This window comes from Clostridium sp. AM22-11AC (assembly GCF_003473545.1).
Classification (GTDB): Bacteria; Bacillota; Clostridia; order Lachnospirales; family Lachnospiraceae; genus Enterocloster.
The window spans coordinates 14,050-32,655 of sequence record NZ_QUCM01000002.1 but is presented as its reverse complement, the minus strand read 5'-3'; the positions used below and the strand labels follow the sequence as shown (position 1 = coordinate 32,655).

Genomic DNA, 18,606 nt, shown 5'->3' with positions numbered 1-18,606 from the left:
TCGTCTTTATTTCTTTTTCGTGTTATCTGTCCACTGATTATTTGTCAGCTGTGATCAGACCTACAGATTTTACAAGTTCAGAGCCTTCGTCAGAGTAGATGAAGTCAAACAGTGCCTTTACAAGATCGCTCTGCTCGCTGATCTCGCCCTTAGTAGCCATTACGAATGGACGGCTTAAGAAGTACTTTCCTGCCTTGATGTTCTCTTCGGTTGGCTCAGCGCCGTCTAATTTTAATGCCTTTACAGTGTCATCTAATACATCCAGGGAAACATATCCGATGGAACCTGGGGTAGATGCTACCTTTGCCATTACTGCGCCGGTGCTGTCTAATTCATTGCTGTACTTGCAGGCATCTTCCAGCTTTAACAGTTCCTCGAAAGCACCTCTTGTACCGGAACCTGCCTCACGTCCTACTACTACGATTGGAGCATCATTTCCGCCTACATCTTTCCAGTTGGTTACTGTTCCGTCATAAATGCTGGTCAGCTGATCCTTGGTCAGATCTTCTACTGTGTTTGCAGGATCAACTACAACTGCGATACCATCGATTGCTACGATGTTTTCTGCAACTCCCTTTGCTTTTTCCTCATCTTTTAAGTTTCTGGAAGAGTTACCGATATCTGCTGTTCCGTTAGAAACTGCCTCGATACCAGCGCCGGAACCTACGAACTCAGCGGTTACTGTTACCTTTGGATATTTCTCCATAAATGCTTCGCTTAATGCATTTGCGAACTTCTCCATAGAAGTGGAACCTACCATGCTGATGGATCCGCTTAAATCTGCATCTGCGCTCTTTGCTTCTGTTGCTGCTTCTTTTGTTGTTTCTTCTGCCTTTGCTTCAGTTGTCTGCTCTGCTGTAGTTGCGGTCGCTGCTGTGGTAGCTGCTGCACCGGAGTTTCCACATCCTGCAAGCATACCTGCTGCCATTACTGCAGAACCGATCATTGCCATTACTTTCATGCCATTTTTTTTCATAATTATCTTTTCCTCCACTTTTGTACCGCTTTATGTTTGTATTGTTTTGCGGTATTTATATTTTTCTTTGTTGTTTTCTCGTTCTTACATTGTGGAGTATACAAAAGTTTTACAATGGCTGAAAGCAAGGTATGGTATAGGTTTTGTAAAATTTAAGTAAATCGATCAGATTGCACGCACAAAAATGCGCTATAAAATCGCAAAAAAGACCAGCTTCCATACAGCCGGTCTTGTCATACAGTCTTTTTTAACTTTTCTTGATAAAATCAGTTCCGCACTTCGGGCAGTGGATGCTGATCCGTCCTCTTCCTCTTGGAACACGCACTTTCTGTTTGCAGTTCGGACAACGGTAAATATGATACTTTCTGCTTTCCTGATAGCGGAATTTCCACTTCTTCCACCATTCTGATACATAAAACTGCCGTCTTAAAAAGGCTTCATTTTCCTGATAACGCTTATTAATGTTTTTGGAAAACATTCTTGCATACAATATAATGAGCACGATCCATTCCAGTGCCCATAATATTCTAGAAGGCAGAGCCGCCGGGATCAGTAAATTAAAGATGATCAACGCTAAAAGCACACCGGACAGAAACCGCCCAAACTGGTCCATTCCATATCTTCCGATCATAAAGCGCTGAAACTGCTGTCTGAGTCTGTTTAAATAATCACGCATAGTTATATTTCTCCTCAATGTTTATGAAATGTAATATTATGATACCAGGGTCAAAAGGTCGGAAATCCGACGCAAGCTTGCTTGCAGAAGGAGTTTTGACCTTGGGGCCCGCCAAAAACATGAGTAAGAAGCCATTTTTTGAAGAAAAATGAGCGGATTACGGATGTTTTTAGAATTGCGAGAGTGCAAAGCACGTAGCAATTCGGTATCAGAGCAATCATTTTGCCTACATCGAGTTATTATACATGATATTAAGCAGAACTGCCACTGACAGTTTTACCTTAAATGTTAGAAAAGCAGCTTCTGCCAGGGGATTGAGTGTTTCAATTGCCCTTGGGTGGGAAGCTGCTTTTCTAAGTTTCAAGTTATATTACTTATGGATTATTACTTAATTAAATTGTGTTGGATAGTCTATATCTTATTCAATCCAAATACCATCGGTAGTTGGTCCGAAGCCTTCGTACCAGTCATCATCACCTGCGGAGAAAGCTCCTCTGATGCGGTAGTAATAGCCACGTTTCTGGTTTGTGAATGTAACACTAATGGACGGATCCTCTATACCATCTGGATACTGCTCTAATGTATATTCAAAGTCAACATAATCAACCTGCTGCCATACATCTTTTTCTTTATTATACCGATCCAGATACAGAGAAACATATAATTCTGTTACAGGCTTTCTTAAATTTGCATGTGCAGATGCTCCAATATTTCCATTACCCTCATCCCGTATAATTACATCTGCCGAGTCAAAAAAAGTCCCTCTTCTTGCATTAGATTGCGCCCTTCCAATACTATACTTTGTTTTTACATCACATAAATTTGACTTCTGATCAATAGACGTATATACTTCCGGTGATGGAACTGCAGCAAATGCAGTTAACATAAATACATTGATTGCTACTAGACAACATAGTATTGCTCGTATTAATTTTTTCATTAAGCCTCCATACATTTTAGAAATGAATTTTTTTCAATATTTCATCAAAATAGTTCTGCTCCATAATTCCTGATAAATAGTAATACACTCCATTATAAACAAACTCCGCCATATAGCCCCACTCTTCTGATTTTACACTCTCATCACATACCTTTATATTTATATGTAATCCAGCATTCCATATTTCATATTTTTCATTCGTATCAGATGCATGAGTTATAGAAGTTCTTAAGCTTGATTTTGCCTGAATAAAAAATATATTACTATCTTTATATTTATATTGTAATTTTGTATACCCTTTATCCACAATCAGCTTTTCAAAATACATCCCCTCCGGCATATACCCCAACTTCAGCGTCTTAACTCCTAATTCTTCCGCTATCTTCTCATATGCCTCTTCTTCACTACGAACCATCAAAGCTCCAGAGTCATTATTATAAACTACTCCCTGATTTACACTTCTCCCATCCCGATAAAAATAAGATTTCGTTCCCATGGCCACAAAGCATCCGCCAATAACCATAATTGCTGCTGCCAGCCCCACAACCAGTGCTTTTCTTACAGGGCGCCTGCGGGTTTTACGGGATGATTTGGTGTTCGTTGTATTGGAAATCTCTGAGAAAAGAGCCTGCTCCGCCTGAATCCGTGACCAGATCTGGTCAAACTCATCCTTGGGAGGCGGATTGATAGGCAAAAAACGGGTATCTTTTTCTGCCTGTTCAAATTGCTTTAAAATATCACTGTCAGTCAGTTTTCCCCTCTTTTTATTTTGATTTCCCATCCAGTCATTCATTTCCAAGTTCAATCTTCCTGTTTTTCCCACTTTACACCTCAGTTGTCAAATACCTTAAGTTCCCTCTCGGTTTAGGGTTGACTTTTTGCAGTTAATGCTTACTATATTAGTAGATGTTTTTCCTTCAGGAGGTTTTTATGAAAAAAATCATTTTAACCGGCGGCGGTACTGCCGGTCATGTTACTCCCAACCTTGCTCTTCTTCCTTCTTTAAAGAAAGCAGGCTATGAAATCCGTTATATTGGTTCTTACCAGGGTATCGAACGCAAACTGATCGAAGGTGCCGGCATTCCTTACGACGGCATTTCCTCAGGCAAGCTGCGCAGATACTTTGATCTGAAGAATTTTTCTGATCCTTTCCGTGTAGCAAAAGGCTATTTTGAGGCACTTCGCCTTATGAAGCGTTATAAACCAGATGTTGTATTCTCCAAGGGTGGTTTTGTTGCTGTACCAGTCGTTCTGGCCGCAAAACATTATAAGGTTCCTGTTATTATCCATGAATCCGATATGACTCCCGGCCTTGCAAACAAGATCTGTATTCCATCTGCCGCAAAAGTTTGCTGCAATTTCCCGGAAACACTGAAATATCTTCCAAAAGACAAAGCCGTTCTTACAGGTTCTCCTATCCGTGCAGAACTTTTAGAAGGTGACCGCAAAGCGGGCCTGTCCTACGCTCATTTAACAGAAGATAAACCTGTCCTTCTGATCATTGGCGGAAGCCTTGGATCTGTTGCTGTAAACACAGCGGTACGAAAGATCCTTCCACAGCTTTTAAATACATTCCAGGTAATACATATCTGCGGAAAAGGCAATCTGGATGAAAGCCTGATCGATACCGAAGGATATGTACAGTATGAATATGTAGATGCACCTTTAAAGCATCTCTTTGCTGCTGCTGATGTCGTCATCTCCCGTGCAGGTGCTAATTCCATCTGCGAACTTCTGGCTTTACGTAAGCCCAACCTTCTGATCCCGCTTTCTGCTGCTGCCAGCCGCGGTGACCAGATCTTAAATGCAGATTCCTTCGCACGCCAGGGCTTCAGCAAAGTCTTAAAAGAAGAAGAACTTTCAGATGAAACCTTAAGCACTGCTGTGTTTGATCTTTACAAAAACAGGGAAACCTATATCAATGCAATGGAAAAAAGCAGTCTCAGCAATGCGGTAGAAACCATTACCTCTTTGATAGAGTCCTGCGTTTCCCATTCTTAAATTGTTACTGTTCATGCATTGCATGGCCAGCAACGGATTTCCCTTTGTTTCGGGAGAACATGGTCCTGTCTAGGGCCAGTCTTCCCGTTTCAAAAGTGATTTTATGTACTTTCTGATACGGCTGACCCGTGAATAGCAGGCTTTCTCTGAAATAGAAAGCTGATCACAGACTTCACTGGTTGGCCGTCCTTCTATTAATTTCAACTCCGCAACTTTCTGCCAGTTTTCCGGCATACGGTCCACTTCGTCCAGGATCGCTTTGCACCGCTCTTTTCCGGAGAAAACGTCTACTAACCCAGGCTGATGCAGCTGCATCCTGTACTCTTCGGCTGCAAACGTTTCTCCATTCAGATCTTCACAATATCGTTTCTTTTTCTGTCTGTGAAAATCCATACAACGGCTTCTAAGGATCCTGCCAAGCAAGATCTTCTTCCCCTCTTCCGGTTGTTTCAGGGAATAATCATACCTTGCATAGGAAACAAATGTGTCCTGAATGATATCGTCAATATCATCCACTGGTATATCGTAAGCATAAGCAAGACGTCTTAAGGTATCCTGATAGGTCAGATACATTTCTTCAAAACTCGCTTTTGCTTCTTCATCCATACGTTTGATCATAAGTGACTACAGACAGCCTTTAATCTTCTCTGCTGCTTCCGTTAATTCTTCTGCGGATGCTGTACCCGGTACCCAGTTGGCAATATTGGCAGGACCGCCCTCATAACGCGGGATCACATGCATATGGAAATGCATTACAGTTTGTCCTGCTGCTTCACCGTTATTCTGAACCAGGTTAAATCCGGCGCAGCCTAACCCCTTCTTCATAGCAGCTCCTATCTTCGCTCCCAGTGGAAGCACCTTTGCCGCTGTCTCTGCATCCAGCTCACATACATTGGCAAAATGCTTTTTAGGCAGGATCAGTGAATGTCCTTTTGATGCCGGACCCAGATCCAGGATCACACGGAAATCCTCGTCCTCATAAACAGTTGTAGAAGGAATCACCCCCCTTGCAATCTTACAAAAAATACAATTATCTTCTGCCATTTTTAATTCCTCCTCTTCTGTGTCGATAAGCGCTTTTCTTGTTTATAATACTAGCATAATTTTTTTCCCTTGTTAAGCGCATTTCTGCAATATCTCCAAAAAAACGTCCCCTCTCCATGTCTGTTTCTGTCACCTCCTGTCGTTTTATGACTTTTTCTATCTCCAAAGGTACTTTTCCTCTGCGATCCACACTTCATCCCCCTGACTGAGCACCACTTTTTCGTTGGCTGCCAGCAGTCTTCCATTGACCTTTGTTCCATTTGTGGAATTCAGATCTGTAAGAAAATACTGCCCATCCTCCTCTGTGATCCTTACATGAAAACGGCTTACTGTACTTTTATTTAAAATATAGTCCGCCAGCCCTGTATGTTTTCCTATCACAAAGGGAACATATCCCACTGCAATATCTTCATTTTCTTCTCCTGCCGATACCAGCATATGATCCGGCTCCTCTTTTACAGTAAGCAGCATAGTCTGACATTCTTCCTGAAGTTCCTCTGTTTGTTTTTCCTGCTGTCTTTCTGCTGTCTTTTCTCTTGCAGGTACATATCCCGGTATTTTTTCCGGCGCTGATCCCTGTCTTATTTTTTCTGCTTTCTCTACATTCTGCGCTTCTTCTGTCTCTTCATAAAACACCTGCCAGGAATTTTCCGGCTCTTTCACACCGGTTCCTCCATATTTTCCAGGAAGCAAACCCCTGACTTTTCCTCGCATCATATGCAGCAAAACCGTTCCTAATATTGTAATTCCGCCCCCTGCAGCCCCATAGACCCACATTTTTCTTAATACAGACCAGCCATACAGAAACCAGGTACCACCCGCTGCCATAACCGCAGTAAAAAAAAGAAGTAACAGTTTCTTCCACAGGCTCCATCCATTATTTGCATACGTTCCTCCCTCTGAAAATAGCTCCCGTTCCTCCTGTGCATCATTTTCAAGCCCATACAAAGATGACTCTTCTGCCATATCTTCTTTCTCTGTTTTTATTTCTGGTCTTGTTTCTGTTTTTCCGTCTCCTTTCCGTTCCATAAGCAAATCTTTTTCCGTCTTTAAATCTTTTTCCTCTTCCTTAGAAAGAAGTGCCATCATATCTTCCATCCCATAATTATATTTCATACTGGTCTGGTAAAGTCCATAGGTAAGAACCACACATTCCCTGTCCCTGTGATCTATGTTCTTCATAAGATATTGCAGGAATAAAGACAACTGGCTGCTAAAGTCTTCCTTTCTTCCAGGTACCACACAAAAGCCCATCTGAAAGGTTTCCGGATCTGCGTAGATCAGTTCCGGATCTAAAAGGATCCCTCCATCACCTAAAAGATACGCTTCCATCCGGTCTAATGTTTCATAAAGCTGCAGAAAAAAACTTCTCACCTGGTTTTCACCTGCAGGCCGGCTTTCAAACAGCCGGCTTACAGGCTGGCGGGAAGTAATATCATAACAATATACAGGTACTCCATCCATGTATTTTATCTTCATTTTCAGAAGACCGGAGATCTGGTTTTTAGCCAGCATGCCGGTTTCATAGCTTTCCCCCACTCCTTCCCCTGTTACTGTCATATAGCTGCGCTTCATTTCCCGTATATATTCAATTCTCATTTGTACCCCCGGTTATCCCTGTGACCATCCGCATAAATTCTTCCGGTCTGAATTCTTTCATCTCAATCTGTTTTTCCCAGTCCCCTCCTTTCACTTTTCCCATCTTTTTTGCTCCCTTTTCCTGTATGGAAACAGAAAGATCCGTATACCGCAGCATCAGCCCTGCATTCCTTTTGCAAAATGCTTCTGCATCTTCTGATCTTATACTTTTTTCATGTCGGCATTTCTCTACACCTTCGTGAAGCACCATAGCTGCTGCCGTTTCATCATGGATCTGCCCTGCTTTTCCTATAAGGGCTGCCAGCGAAAACAGCACCACAGCCATAACACAGGAAGCCTCTACTGTAAGGCTTCCCTTCCATTCTGTTTCTATGGATTTTCGCTTTTTTCTTTCATCTTTTAATACAGTTTCCCTTCTTTTATTCATAAAAACAGGACCCCCAGTCCCACCGGAAACACAAATGGCAAGAACGGGATGCTTTCTGTATTTCTCGCTTTTCTTCCCTTTATCATCAGATAAACAGCTGCCGGGAAACATAAAAACAGACCGCCGGATAACAGCAGCATATTTTTCCAGAAACCAAGGAAGATCCCTGCTACCAGAAAGAAACAGCCATCTCCTTTTCCCATAGCTTCTTCCGTAGCAGTAGAAAGGCTTAATAACAAAATTCCCAATAAAGCTGCAAACATAAGGCCCGTAACTTCCTGTACGATCACCTGCATTTCCATTTTTTCTGTTCCCATAAAAATCTGGCTGAAAATATGTGCTGCCTGAAGAATGACCCCTACCGTTCCCCATATCTGGAACGTACTTTTTTTAATAGTCTTTTTCTTTAGATCCTGCCAGGAAGCTGACAGTAAAAATAATAAAAAACAGATCCTCAGTGCTGCTTCTATCCCCATTTTCATATTCATTTTTGTATTCTCCTTTTCATTTTTACCTTCCGCCCGCACAGTACGAGCAGGGGCCTAAATATTCCACCTGCCGCAAGGGCACTTCCTGTACATATGCAGTAAGCGACCGGCAATCTTCCCTGCTGTGATAACTGGTCCCATAGGGAAGGACATAATACGGACCAGCATTTTCACTGCTTTTACAGGCAGAGCAGGGTTTATATTTTTTTCCATCCTGATTGCGTATACTTACAAGATCATCTGAATGGATCTGGGTCAGGTTGTGAAAAAGATAATGGCAGGTGCTTTGCAAATGATACCGGGTAGAGGACTTTCCTATATAAACCATTCTTTCATCCTGTTCCCCGGTTTCTGCCTTCTTTTTTCCTCTTTCTCCATCTGCCCCTGTCCACAACCTGCGGCTGCAAACCGTTTCCACATCCACACTATCCTGGCCAAACAGGGAAAATGGCAGTGGCATTTTATATTTCATAATGATCTGAAGCATTTCATCTTCCGTGATCTGCGTCCCATAAAAACTAAGATCCCGGACCCATTGCTCCGAAATCTTTCTTTTCACTGACTCAACAGCATATGCAGCTGTTACTTTTTCAAGAAGCTGACTACCTTCCCGCTCGTTTGTGCCACTGACATCTAATGTTTCTCCCTTTCCGGATTTATAAAGATAAGAAACATAGGCATACTGGCTGATCTCTTCTCCCACAGACTCGACTGCTGCCTGGATCTGCCTTTGCCTGTCCATCAGGATCATAGGCATGATCAGGATCACGCAGAAAAATACCACCAGCGGAAAACAAAGGGCAGCTTCTAATGTAAGACTTCCTCTTTTTTCCTCTGTAATGTTTCTCCGTCCTCCAAAGGAGACCCATGATAATGCCCTTTTTCCGGAAAATTTTTTCTGTTTTAAAAGTGCTACATATTTATGGGTTCGTACTTGGAGAGGTGCGAAAAATTTTTTTGATTTATAAATGGAGTGTCGTGTTAAATAATTAGAATAAGATTTGCTCCTGAAAAAGGGCATCATCACAGGCCTCCTTTCTTTTGTAATATTCTCCCGGAATATGTCCGGATACATTGTCATTCAGGGAACAGAAAGATAACTTCCCGTTACAGCAAAGCGGCTCTTTCCGGCAGTTTTCCACGGACCTGAAGAAAAAAATACAGGTTTTCCACAAAATACAGCTTCCATATCCACCATACAGACACATTGTTCTAACAAAAAGTCCGGCTGTTCCCTGCGGATATTGATCTGCATTATATCCATCATCCGGAATAAAGGCTGCGTACCATAACTTACAAATAAAAACAGCCTGAGATATCCTTTCAGATCCAGTCCCATTTCATTTTCAGGATCCGTTTTTTCAAGATCCGGAAGTCTTCCTTCTGCTCCTGTTTTCAAAACATTTTCCAGGCTCAGTTTCCAGTCAGAGCCGGTCTTCATAAGAGGTACTTTTCCACCGTCTAAAAGGCTTCTCGCATCTGCCATTGCCTCTGCCAAAGCCCACACACCCATAACAAAAAAAGTTACCACTGCTGTCAGCGGAAGCAAACTACCACCTCCTGTTATAGCCGCTGCCAGCGTTTCTGCTTCCTGACGTTTTTTTCCATCTGATAATATATGGATCATATTCAATCCCTGGCGTACAGAAACCAGTTTTAAAACAGATGCCTCCAGGTTTTCCCTGTCCGTTTTCTTCCCATATAAAATATATTCAAGTTCGTAAAAATTATCCTTGTCTTTTATTTTTTCAAAATGGGAAAAGTACCGCACCCCATACTCAGATACTGTTAAACGATCCATCAAGCTGGAAATCCCCTGAAAATGTGCAGTGTCATTTTTTGAAAGAGCAGACGGTGCCTGTAAAAGAGGCAGTCTTTTTTCTGAAACCTGGCAGTCTGGCGGTAATACTATCTTCAAAATGCCTTTTCCACTCATTGATTTGATTTTCTCTAACCATCCCTCTTTTTCTTTGTCTTTTACTCCAAAAGAAACTCCCAATGTCAGAACCGGATACCGGCTCATATGGCGGATCACCGGTTCCCACAGTTCTTCTTCATCCAGATCATCCTCTTCATCGGAAGGTTCCCAGTCGTCAATATACTGGATCACTTCTTCTGCCTCTTCTATCAGCTGTTCCATAAACCGGATATTTTCCCTGCTTTTTTCTGTAAGTCCCCGGATCATGTTTCTTCGTTCTCCGTCCTGGGAAATGTAGGTTTCATAAGACCGGATCTCTTTTGTTAAAGGTCCCCGGGAAGACTCTTTTAGATCTTCCTCGGATACAAATTTCTCCCTGCTTTTTTTAAGGGCGCGTTCCATCTGGTCTGCCTTTTTTTCATAAGCTTCCACCAGTCCCGGAACTGCCTTCAGGTCTTTGATCACAGCTTCACATTTTCGGATCATGCCTTCGCCGTTTAAACTTTCCAGGCAGTCCAGTCCTTCTTCCCAGTGTGTTTTCTGCTGTTCCAGTCTGGCATTTAATTTTTCAAGGGCTTTTTCAAGGGCAACTGCTTCTTTGCTGTGTTCTTCATACAGATCTGACACACGGTTCACACTGGCCGCATTTTTTATATCCCCCAGAACTTCTTTGGCTTCCCCTTCTGTCATAGACTCCCAGAGTATACCTGCCAGCCCGTATTTCATATAATCAAGGATCTCCTGCTCCATACAGCTGCCTTTTCCCTCTGTCAGCACTGCCATGTCTTTTACAACTGCATCCTCTGTTTTCAACGGATACCAGTTTTTTGCCTTCATATAAGGTTCCAGAAAGCCCTTAAATTCTTCCTCTAAAAGGCCTTTACTGTCCGTTTCCAGTCCAAGGATCCTGTATTCATTCCAAAGGCTTCTGTGATACTGTGCCATCAAAGACTCCATTGCTGAATTTGAAGCTACTCGGAGATACAGCCGCTGCCCCGCTGTACGGGCTGACTCTGCCATAACCAGCAAAAGTGTCATGATCATCACCAGGATCATCGCAAGGAAGACGGTAACTTCTCCCTTTTCTCTCATCAATAAACCTCTTTTGATTTTGTATTGATCTGCTTGAAGATATTTTCTAAAAGTGTGTTGATCTGCTTCTTAAAAACGATCACAAGACTTACCAGGACCACCAGGATGAGCACAAGTTCTATCACCCCCACACCTGTTTCATCCAGCGCAAAATCCCTGATCTTTCTATAAATTCCGCCCTGCTCTGTTGTATGTTGTTCCGTTACATTCTGTTCTATATGATTATCTCTTTGCTTTTCCATCTCATATCCTCCTTTTAACCAAACGCGATCCATGCCGGAACCGTGATCATCGCCATCACCACAGCCAGGAGAAGAAACAGCGGGATCAACAATTTTGTACCTGCTTTTTCTCCCATACGTTTTGCCTGGTGCTTACGCTGCTCAAAGGCATCTGCCATTTCTAACCGCAGTGTTTCCCTTAAATTTTTAGAGCCGTTTTTTCGATTCTGCTCTAAAAGCCCGGAAAACTTCCTGTACTGCTGCAGCCCGCATCTGTTTCCAAATTCCGCAAAAGCACGTGCTTCTGACTCCCCGCTTTTTAGCTGACTGCTGGTAACATACATTTCTTCATATACATAACGCAGCCCTCTGCGTCCTTCTTTCACAGCCATTTTATAATCCTCTGCGATCCGGTCCCAGGCAGTGCGTATACTCATGCCCGCCCCTAGGAAAATGATCAGCCGTGACAGCACCTCGGAATAATCCATAAGCAGCTGGTCTTTCCGTTCCTCTTCTGCTTTCTTTTTGTCGCTTTTTTCCTTCAGGCTTATAAATACCGCTGCAACTGCCCCCAGAAAGCACATTTGAAGAAATACAGGTTCCCTGGCTGTGCTGTAGGAAATCTCCCTGTCTTTGTATACAGAGGGCAGTGTAACCTGATCCTGATGTTTCTGTACCTCTTCCTCTGATGTGAGAAGTGATGTAAATTCCTGTATGGTACGTTCTTCTTCTGTATACAATGGAGGCCTGACTTTAATGGGAATCTCATATTCTTCCGGCCAGTTTCCATCTGTCATCCTCACTTTTAAGATGACCGGCCACTGATCGATAGCCTCATCCCCTGTTTCAAACTCCCAGGTATGCACGGTTCCATCACTTTCCACCAGTTCCGGATCCAATGACTGCCAGCTAAGATGCACTCCTGCTCCCTGCCAGTATGCAGGCAGCTCCAGATCCTGCCTTACCTCTTCCAGTGAAAGGTTGTCCCCTTTGATCCATTCCGGAAGCTGTTTTAAGATTTCCTCATATGCCTGATATGCTTCTTCTTTTGTATACTGCCTTGCAGAAACAGGCAGTTTTAAAACCACTTCCTTCTCCTGATCCACAAGCCCCTTTACATACAGTTCCTGGTCCACCTGTCCATCATCGATATCCGGTCTTTGGATCACATTTCCTGCTTCTATTACAGGATCCATGCCCTGTGCCAGCCATGCAGCAATTCCCAGAAAAATACCGGCTCCCACACATAAAATCTGCTTTTTCCACTTACAGATCTTTTTATAAAATTTTCTCTTCGTTTCTTTCATACATTCATCTGCCTTATAATGGGATATCCAGGATCTTCTTTGCCAGAAATACTGCTCCCACATATATCCCCAGGCACGCTGTCATAAAAATACGACCCAGCCAGGTTTCATACATAACATGAAAAAAGCCCGGTGATGTAAAATCGATATACAATATGATCCCAAAAGGAATTCCGTTCATGATCTTTTGTTCAAATACCCTGGCAGCTGTCAGTGTATGGATCTCCTCCTGTACCTGTATCTTGTCACGGATGATCCCGGCCGTCTGGCTTATAATATCCGTCAGTTCCCCTCCGCTTCGTTTTGCCGCTGCAAATACCTGGGCAAACTGATCCACATCCTGAATACCGCTGCGCCTTCCCATATCAGCTAAAAGCAGTTCCACCGGACGGTTCATCCTTACCCCTGCTTCCATATAGGAAAACTCTTCTGTGATCATCCCTGTTTTTCCATAAAGGCCTTCCAATTCTTTTACACTTAACGAAAGACTGTTTTCCAGAGAATAACCGGCGCTTAAGAAAGATGCCAAAACCATGATCCCCTCTTTAAACTGCAGTGTCAGCCTGCGGATCCGTTCTTTTTTCAGATCCTTTTTCTTATAGACCGGATACAGAAAAGCCACTGGAAGAAGAAATAAAAATGCAAGTACACTGCGATAAAATGTATAAGCACAAAGTCCTGCTGCCCCGGCTCCCATGATCAGATATTGCATCCATTCTTTTTGGGATAATTGATATTCCCTGTAATCCGGCGGTCTTGCCCTGCCGTTTAAATCCTCTTTCTACTTTTCCCTGCCAGAAGACCTGCTCCACCTTTTTCTGTTAATCTCCTGCATCAGCAAGTTTTTCCCTCGCCTTAAGTTCCCCTGTTTTCTTAAGTCTTTTTTCCTCTCTGTCATAGACAAAAAGTGGCTTCTGTTCCACTTTTCCATTTTTATATCCCCCTATTTCTACAATCGATAATACTTTTCTGCTCCCGTCTTTTAATCTTCCCAAATGAACCATAATATCAAGGGCCGACGCGATCTGGCTGCGGATCGCATCTAAAGGCAGCTCTGCTCCCATAAGCACCATTACTTCCAACCTTGAAAGCATATCCTGGGGACTGTTGCCGTGACCGGTAGATAAAGAACCGGGATGGCCTGTATTCATAGCCTGAAGCATATCTAAGGCCTCTGCCCCTCTTACTTCCCCTACAATGATCCTGGAGGGGTTCATACGCAAAGAGGCTTTGATCAGCTGACTGATGGTGATCTCACCTTCTCCTTCTGTATTGGCATTGCGGGTCTCTAACCGCACCAGATTGGGAACATGGGTGATCTGCAGCTCTGCAGAGTCTTCAATGGTGATCACACGCTCTGTTTCCGGTATAAAAGAGGAAAGAGCATTTAAAAAAGTTGTTTTCCCGGAGTTTGTACCGCCACAGACAAACAGGTTATATTTCGCTTTTACCAGCTGCTCTAAAAACTGGGCTGCTTCCTCTGTCAGTGCCTGGAAACGGATCAGCTTCTCAATGGTAATGGGATCCGGGAATTTACTGATGGTCACCACCGGACCGTCAAGTGCAACAGGCGGCAGTACAATGTGGACTCTGGATCCGTCCTCCAGCCTGGCATCTGCAATGGGAGAAGATACATTGACGATCCGGTTTACCTTTCCTACGATCTGCTGGATAATGTCCTCTAACTGCTCTGTTTTTTCAAACCGGCGGTTCCATAAGACCATGTTTCCCTTTTTCTCTATAAAGATCTTTCCCGCCCCGTTGATCATGATCTCGGTTACATCTTTATCATCTAAAAGTTCCTGGAGGATATCCAGCCGACGGAAACTGTCATACAGACTGTTTCGCAGCCACAGCCGTTCCTTTAAAGGCAGATAAGTTTCTTTCCCCTTTTGCCGGATCGCTGTATCGATCTGTTCATAAAGCTGTTCATCCTCTAAATAGATCTGATCTTTTAACTGCCCCATGACATTTCTTCTTAACTCTCCCCGGATCACTTCCCGCCTTCCGTTTAAACTGCCCTGTTCCCCTTCCAATTTTTAATATCCCCCTTCTAAAAGTTTTCGCACATAATCGCCCATTTCGCTCCAGAGAAGCTGCTCCATATAGCCGCCCCGCCGGATCCCTGTTTTTATTTCCGGCAGATGCAGTTTCTGTATCTTTTCTTCCATGCCTTTATGGCCTGCTTCTTTCAGATAGGTTTCAAAATCCTCTAACTTCGCAGTGGATACAGGATCATCTAACACCGGCATGTACACAACATCACAGGCTGCAAACAGCTCCAAAGACCCTTTTCCCATGTGTCCCATATCCACAACGATCCGTTCATAACCGCTTTCTGTCCCGATCTGTTTTAAAAGACCTGCGATCTCTTCCGGCTGGGCCTGGTCTAAATCTTCCCCATAAGCGGCAGGTGGGATATAATCTACATTTCCATGGGACAGGATCAGGGATTTTAATTTCAGCCAGTTAAAATCTCCCTGCCTGTACAGATAAAACACATCGGAAAGATCCTGTTCATATCCACCGCAGACCAGCTTTGAAAAACCGGAATATTCTTCTAAGCTGATAAAAAGAACGCCCTGGCTCTTTCCAAGCATATGGGCCAGTGTTAAAGAAAAAGATGTTTTTCCGCAGCGTCCTATGGGTGAATAAATACCCATGATCAGTGCCCTTTTTCCCATAAGTGCCAGTCCCGGCTCCGGGGGAACGGTACAGTAACAGGCCATCACTTCCTGTAAGATACAGTCACCGGACTGAAACTTATAAACCGAGGCTTCCTCCTGTGACACAAACTCCCCGTCACAGAGAAGCATTTTTAATCCGGCTTTTATCTCCTTTGCTTCCTCTCTTACTCTTTCTCCCACTAAAAGAATGGCAATCTCATGGTCCCTGCCATAGGCTTTCAGTTTTTCCAGGTCTGAAAATGCCATTGCCTGAAAGGGAAATGTCTCCTTCTGGTTTACATATTCGGCCAAACGCCCTGCATACAAAGGATCTTCGTCATATACGACCATTACTTTTATCATGTCTTCTCCTCCTAAAAGATCCATTTTTCCAGAAAGACCAGAACAGTTGCCATACAAAAGCAGGTTCCCAAAGGGATCACACATTCTGTTCCATCCCGGACCGGATCATAATATTTTTCTATTTTTTTATTGCTGAGTATCTGCCTGATATAGGCTGACAAATAAAGAAATCGTTGAAAAGCGCTGCCGTATCGCAACATTTTTTGAAGGGACCAGACAGCCCCTAAGATAAATCCTACACATAAAATTTTTATTGTTTCCGAAAAGCCCAGCCAGGCTGCAAGAAGCGCCACAAGCTTCAGATCTGCGGCTCCTATCATGCCCAGGCTGTGTAAAAATATCCCCAAAACCAGCACAGCCACTCCCCGGACCAGAAAGCCGGATAGTGCCAGCAGCAGCCATGGGATCTTACTCCCTGCTTCCAAATCCGCAGCCTGAAAAACCAGTGACATGATCCCGGACACTATCCCAAAAATAATAAGCCTGTTAGGGATCCTGTAATATTTCCAGTCAGACCATGCTGCCAAAAGCAATGTCCCCCAGAATACACTCTGACTTAAATAACTTAAACTCCCATAAACCGAATTTCTCACCTCCCAAACCAAAACATAAACTCACAAAATGACCCACTTATCCCTGTATCTGATTAAACTCACAACTGGATCCTGTGCTGAAAAATCGCACTAAAAATTACAGAATTAAAAATGAAAAATAGATTTTTCAAAGAATGTGACCTTATTATGCCGTACTTTCCCCCTCCTGTCAAGAGGTATTTTTCTATTGACCCCGATGCCCTGTAATGGTAAAATACTATTAGTTTAAAAATTTAAACCAAAGGAGGGGACGGTTATGACAACGGTACAGGATCTGCAGAAGCAATTTCATTGCTGCATGCCCCTTTTTATTGCCTTGGGAGATAAGGTCCGGCTTTCCATCGTGGAACTTCTTACAGAAGCAGCCGTGAGATCAGAGGACCCACAGGGAACCATCGACTTTGAAGGTCATGCCATGAATGTAAACGAGATCACACGCCGCACCAGCCTTTCCCGACCTGCCATATCCCATCATCTGAAAATTTTAAAAGATGCGGGTCTGGTAGGTGTACGTCAGGACGGGACAGCCAATTACTACTATCTCACCTTACGTGACTCCACCCGGTCTCTTATGGAGCTGGGATACAGACTGGAGGAGTTCATGTAATCCATGCATAATTCTTTTTTTCCCAGATATACTAATTGATGCCAAAGTAAACCAGTCAGAAGTTGGGAGATGAAGATTTATGCCGGGATTTTTAAAAGCCATTCGCGAAGCTGCAGCCGCAGCACCTGTAAACCAGGATCTGGTTTTTACAAGACGGAAACTGTGGGATGATATTGAGCGCACCCTCTGGGCCCTGGAAACAGCCCAGAACCATTTTGAGCAGGCCACAGAGCCGTCGCTGATCGACTGCTATATTTACGAATGGAATGCCGCGCAGCTGCGCTATCAGTTTTTACTGAGAAAATTCAAAAACATGGAGGACTGACAACATGAGTACCTGGTATGAACAAGCTATCTTTTATCATATGTATCCTTTGGGGATAACCGGAGCTCCAAAGATAAACGTGCAGACAGAGGTGACAGACCGGTTTAAAGAACTGGATCAGTGGATCCCACATATCCGTTCTTTAGGCTGCAATGCCATCTACATAGGTCCTCTTTTTGAATCATCCAGTCATGGATATGACACCAGAGATTACAAACTGGTTGACCGTAGGCTTGGAACTAACGATGATTTCCGCGAATTTACAAAGCTTTGCCATGAAAATGGCATTAAAGTGGTAGTTGACGGTGTTTTCAACCACACAGGCCGTGAGTTTTTCGCTTTTAAAGATATCCAGGAAAAGAAATGGGACTCCCCTTACAAAGACTGGTACAAAGGGGTAAATTTCGGCTGGCAGAGTCCTTTAGGGGATCCATTTGGCTATGAAGCATGGCAGGGACATTTTGAACTGCCTTGTTTAAATCTTTATAACCAGCAGGTAAAAGATTATCTTTTTGATGTGATCCGTTTCTGGGTGGACGAATTTGACATTGACGGCATCCGCTTAGACTGCGCCAATATCCTGGACTTTAATTTCATGAAGGAAATGCGTGCAAAGACCGCTTCCATGAAACCGGATTTCTGGCTTATGGGTGAAGTCATCCACGGTGATTACAGCCGCTGGGTGAACCCGGAAATGCTCCATTCTGTTACGAACTACGAGCTGCACAAGAGCATTTACTCCGGCTTTAATGACCACAACTTCTTTGAGATCGCACATAATGTCCGCCGTCTGGAAGCCATTGGAAGACAGCTTTATACCTTCCTTGACAACCACGACGAAGACCGCATTGCCAGCAAATTAAAGGTAAAAGAGCATCTGTATCCTGTATACACCTGTTTAATGACTCTTCCGGGAATTCCGTCTATTTACTACGGCGGTGAATGGGGCACCGAAGGAAAACGTACTTCTACCTGTGATGATGACCTGCGTCCCTGCATTCCGGCTGAAAAAATACCGGAATTAAACTGCGAGCTTACCGATTTCATTTCCAGACTTGGAAAGATCCATGAAGAAAATGAAGAACTGCACACAGGAAAATACCAGGAACTGCTTCTTACCAACAGGCAGTATGCCTACGCAAGATGGGGAAATAACAGCCTGATCATCACTGCTTTAAATAATGATGACAATGAAGCCACATTAAACATCCCGGTTCCGATCCAGGCACAGACAGCAGTGGATCTTTTAAACAGCGATAATGAAACCTGTGAAAATAACGTTCTGCCTGTACAAAACGGCAGACTGGAAATTAAATTAAAGGGCAACTGGGGTGCTGTCCTTAAAATTAAGGGGGAAAATTAA

At 43.4% G+C, this 18,606-nt stretch carries 22 protein-coding genes; 4 read left to right on the top strand and 18 right to left on the bottom strand.

The features are described from left to right. Positions 1-37: 37 nt before the first annotated feature. The 4 genes from DW251_RS02855 to DW251_RS02840 all read right to left on the bottom strand — a co-directional run bounded on the left by DW251_RS02855 (position 38) and on the right by DW251_RS02840 (position 3,385). Positions 38-976: a phosphate ABC transporter substrate-binding protein gene (locus tag DW251_RS02855; protein ID WP_118300193.1), complete on the bottom strand. Its 939-nt coding sequence runs from the start codon at positions 974-976 to the stop codon at positions 38-40. A gap of 247 nt (positions 977-1,223) precedes the next feature. Beyond that, positions 1,224-1,652 (bottom strand): zn-finger containing protein, encoded by a 429-nt coding sequence (locus DW251_RS02850; RefSeq protein ID WP_021868771.1) that lies wholly within the window; start codon positions 1,650-1,652, stop codon positions 1,224-1,226. Positions 1,653-2,070: 418 nt separating this feature from the next. Continuing rightward, a complete protein-coding gene (locus DW251_RS02845; protein WP_147352211.1) occupies positions 2,071-2,592 on the bottom strand; it encodes a hypothetical protein in 522 nt (173 codons plus the stop codon). Between the two features lie 16 nt (positions 2,593-2,608). Further along, positions 2,609-3,385, bottom strand: a complete 777-nt coding sequence (locus DW251_RS02840; RefSeq protein ID WP_118300191.1) for a DUF4367 domain-containing protein — start codon at positions 3,383-3,385, stop codon at positions 2,609-2,611. 137 nt (positions 3,386-3,522) lie between these two features. On the opposite strand from DW251_RS02840, the gene DW251_RS02835 reads away from it, so the two are divergent. Beyond that, on the top strand, positions 3,523-4,593 hold the full coding sequence (locus DW251_RS02835) for an undecaprenyldiphospho-muramoylpentapeptide beta-N-acetylglucosaminyltransferase (protein ID WP_118300190.1): 1,071 nt from the start codon (positions 3,523-3,525) through the stop codon (positions 4,591-4,593). A 69-nt stretch (positions 4,594-4,662) separates the two neighbouring features. On the opposite strand, the gene DW251_RS02830 is transcribed toward DW251_RS02835, so the two are convergent. From DW251_RS02830 to DW251_RS02765, 14 genes are all read right to left on the bottom strand, one after another. Continuing rightward, a complete protein-coding gene (locus DW251_RS02830; protein WP_021870020.1) occupies positions 4,663-5,211 on the bottom strand; it encodes a sigma-70 family RNA polymerase sigma factor in 549 nt (182 codons plus the stop codon). A gap of 6 nt (positions 5,212-5,217) precedes the next feature. Next, positions 5,218-5,637, bottom strand: coding sequence for an HIT family protein (locus DW251_RS02825; RefSeq protein ID WP_021870019.1), 420 nt, complete (start codon positions 5,635-5,637; stop codon positions 5,218-5,220). Next, complete coding sequence (locus tag DW251_RS02820) at positions 5,624-5,803, bottom strand: hypothetical protein (protein ID WP_118300189.1); 180 nt, start codon at positions 5,801-5,803, stop codon at positions 5,624-5,626. Before DW251_RS02820 ends, DW251_RS02825 begins: the two co-directional genes overlap by 14 nt. Further along, entirely contained in the window at positions 5,794-7,236 is a 1,443-nt protein-coding gene (locus DW251_RS02815) for a DUF6382 domain-containing protein (protein WP_118300188.1), read from the bottom strand. Before DW251_RS02815 ends, DW251_RS02820 begins: the two co-directional genes overlap by 10 nt. After that, on the bottom strand, positions 7,226-7,663 hold the full coding sequence (locus DW251_RS02810) for a hypothetical protein (RefSeq protein WP_118300187.1): 438 nt from the start codon (positions 7,661-7,663) through the stop codon (positions 7,226-7,228). Before DW251_RS02810 ends, DW251_RS02815 begins: the two co-directional genes overlap by 11 nt. Next, positions 7,660-8,151, bottom strand: coding sequence for a prepilin peptidase (locus DW251_RS02805; protein ID WP_118300186.1), 492 nt, complete (start codon positions 8,149-8,151; stop codon positions 7,660-7,662). The genes DW251_RS02810 and DW251_RS02805 overlap by 4 nt, the downstream gene beginning before the upstream one ends. Before the next feature lie 22 nt (positions 8,152-8,173). Beyond that, on the bottom strand, positions 8,174-9,175 hold the full coding sequence (locus DW251_RS02800) for a hypothetical protein (protein WP_118300185.1): 1,002 nt from the start codon (positions 9,173-9,175) through the stop codon (positions 8,174-8,176). A 57-nt stretch (positions 9,176-9,232) separates the two neighbouring features. Continuing rightward, complete coding sequence (locus tag DW251_RS02795) at positions 9,233-11,161, bottom strand: DUF5702 domain-containing protein (protein ID WP_021870013.1); 1,929 nt, start codon at positions 11,159-11,161, stop codon at positions 9,233-9,235. Beyond that, positions 11,161-11,403: a Flp1 family type IVb pilin gene (locus DW251_RS02790; RefSeq protein WP_118300184.1), complete on the bottom strand. Its 243-nt coding sequence runs from the start codon at positions 11,401-11,403 to the stop codon at positions 11,161-11,163. Before DW251_RS02790 ends, DW251_RS02795 begins: the two co-directional genes overlap by 1 nt. 14 nt (positions 11,404-11,417) lie before the next feature. Next, positions 11,418-12,689, bottom strand: coding sequence for a type II secretion system F family protein (locus DW251_RS02785; RefSeq protein ID WP_118300183.1), 1,272 nt, complete (start codon positions 12,687-12,689; stop codon positions 11,418-11,420). Positions 12,690-12,702: 13 nt separating this feature from the next. Further along, positions 12,703-13,401, bottom strand: a complete 699-nt coding sequence (locus DW251_RS02780; protein WP_182433567.1) for a type II secretion system F family protein — start codon at positions 13,399-13,401, stop codon at positions 12,703-12,705. 109 nt (positions 13,402-13,510) lie between these two features. Further along, positions 13,511-14,656, bottom strand: coding sequence for a CpaF family protein (locus tag DW251_RS02775; RefSeq protein WP_118300296.1), 1,146 nt, complete (start codon positions 14,654-14,656; stop codon positions 13,511-13,513). Between the two features lie 72 nt (positions 14,657-14,728). Further along, complete coding sequence (locus tag DW251_RS02770) at positions 14,729-15,718, bottom strand: hypothetical protein (protein WP_118300182.1); 990 nt, start codon at positions 15,716-15,718, stop codon at positions 14,729-14,731. An 11-nt stretch (positions 15,719-15,729) separates the two neighbouring features. Further along, positions 15,730-16,311, bottom strand: a complete 582-nt coding sequence (locus DW251_RS02765; protein WP_279217509.1) for a prepilin peptidase — start codon at positions 16,309-16,311, stop codon at positions 15,730-15,732. A gap of 256 nt (positions 16,312-16,567) precedes the next feature. Here DW251_RS02765 and DW251_RS02760 point away from each other — a divergent pair, with 256 nt between their 5' ends. The 3 genes from DW251_RS02760 to DW251_RS02750 all read left to right on the top strand — a co-directional run bounded on the left by DW251_RS02760 (position 16,568) and on the right by DW251_RS02750 (position 18,606). Then, positions 16,568-16,918, top strand: coding sequence for a metalloregulator ArsR/SmtB family transcription factor (locus DW251_RS02760; RefSeq protein ID WP_021870007.1), 351 nt, complete (start codon positions 16,568-16,570; stop codon positions 16,916-16,918). Between the two features lie 79 nt (positions 16,919-16,997). Beyond that, positions 16,998-17,243 (top strand): DUF2508 family protein, encoded by a 246-nt coding sequence (locus tag DW251_RS02755; protein ID WP_021870006.1) that lies wholly within the window; start codon positions 16,998-17,000, stop codon positions 17,241-17,243. A gap of 4 nt (positions 17,244-17,247) precedes the next feature. After that, positions 17,248-18,606, top strand: a complete 1,359-nt coding sequence (locus tag DW251_RS02750) for an alpha-amylase family glycosyl hydrolase (protein ID WP_118300180.1) — start codon at positions 17,248-17,250, stop codon at positions 18,604-18,606.

What these genes read in the sequence shown, in the direction of transcription:
- DW251_RS02850 (WP_021868771.1), bottom strand. Translation starts at nt 1,652, where the DNA reads ATGCGTGATTATTTAAACAGACTCAGACAGCAGTTTCAGCGCTTTATG.
- DW251_RS02840 (WP_118300191.1), bottom strand. Translation starts at nt 3,385, where the DNA reads ATGAATGACTGGATGGGAAATCAAAATAAAAAGAGGGGAAAACTGACT.
- DW251_RS02845 (WP_147352211.1), bottom strand. Translation starts at nt 2,592, where the DNA reads ATGAAAAAATTAATACGAGCAATACTATGTTGTCTAGTAGCAATCAAT.
- DW251_RS02810 (WP_118300187.1), bottom strand. Translation starts at nt 7,663, where the DNA reads ATGAATAAAAGAAGGGAAACTGTATTAAAAGATGAAAGAAAAAAGCGA.
- DW251_RS02855 (WP_118300193.1), bottom strand. Translation starts at nt 976, where the DNA reads ATGAAAAAAAATGGCATGAAAGTAATGGCAATGATCGGTTCTGCAGTA.
- DW251_RS02805 (WP_118300186.1), bottom strand. Translation starts at nt 8,151, where the DNA reads ATGAATATGAAAATGGGGATAGAAGCAGCACTGAGGATCTGTTTTTTA.
- DW251_RS02825 (WP_021870019.1), bottom strand. Translation starts at nt 5,637, where the DNA reads ATGGCAGAAGATAATTGTATTTTTTGTAAGATTGCAAGGGGGGTGATT.
- DW251_RS02775 (WP_118300296.1), bottom strand. Translation starts at nt 14,656, where the DNA reads ATGGGGCAGTTAAAAGATCAGATCTATTTAGAGGATGAACAGCTTTAT.
- DW251_RS02830 (WP_021870020.1), bottom strand. Translation starts at nt 5,211, where the DNA reads ATGATCAAACGTATGGATGAAGAAGCAAAAGCGAGTTTTGAAGAAATG.
- DW251_RS02760 (WP_021870007.1), top strand. Translation starts at nt 16,568, where the DNA reads ATGACAACGGTACAGGATCTGCAGAAGCAATTTCATTGCTGCATGCCC.
- DW251_RS02755 (WP_021870006.1), top strand. Translation starts at nt 16,998, where the DNA reads ATGCCGGGATTTTTAAAAGCCATTCGCGAAGCTGCAGCCGCAGCACCT.
- DW251_RS02785 (WP_118300183.1), bottom strand. Translation starts at nt 12,689, where the DNA reads ATGAAAGAAACGAAGAGAAAATTTTATAAAAAGATCTGTAAGTGGAAA.
- DW251_RS02790 (WP_118300184.1), bottom strand. Translation starts at nt 11,403, where the DNA reads ATGGAAAAGCAAAGAGATAATCATATAGAACAGAATGTAACGGAACAA.
- DW251_RS02815 (WP_118300188.1), bottom strand. Translation starts at nt 7,236, where the DNA reads ATGAGAATTGAATATATACGGGAAATGAAGCGCAGCTATATGACAGTA.
- DW251_RS02750 (WP_118300180.1), top strand. Translation starts at nt 17,248, where the DNA reads ATGAGTACCTGGTATGAACAAGCTATCTTTTATCATATGTATCCTTTG.
- DW251_RS02780 (WP_182433567.1), bottom strand. Translation starts at nt 13,401, where the DNA reads ATGCAATATCTGATCATGGGAGCCGGGGCAGCAGGACTTTGTGCTTAT.
- DW251_RS02835 (WP_118300190.1), top strand. Translation starts at nt 3,523, where the DNA reads ATGAAAAAAATCATTTTAACCGGCGGCGGTACTGCCGGTCATGTTACT.
- DW251_RS02800 (WP_118300185.1), bottom strand. Translation starts at nt 9,175, where the DNA reads ATGATGCCCTTTTTCAGGAGCAAATCTTATTCTAATTATTTAACACGA.
- DW251_RS02770 (WP_118300182.1), bottom strand. Translation starts at nt 15,718, where the DNA reads ATGATAAAAGTAATGGTCGTATATGACGAAGATCCTTTGTATGCAGGG.
- DW251_RS02795 (WP_021870013.1), bottom strand. Translation starts at nt 11,161, where the DNA reads ATGAGAGAAAAGGGAGAAGTTACCGTCTTCCTTGCGATGATCCTGGTG.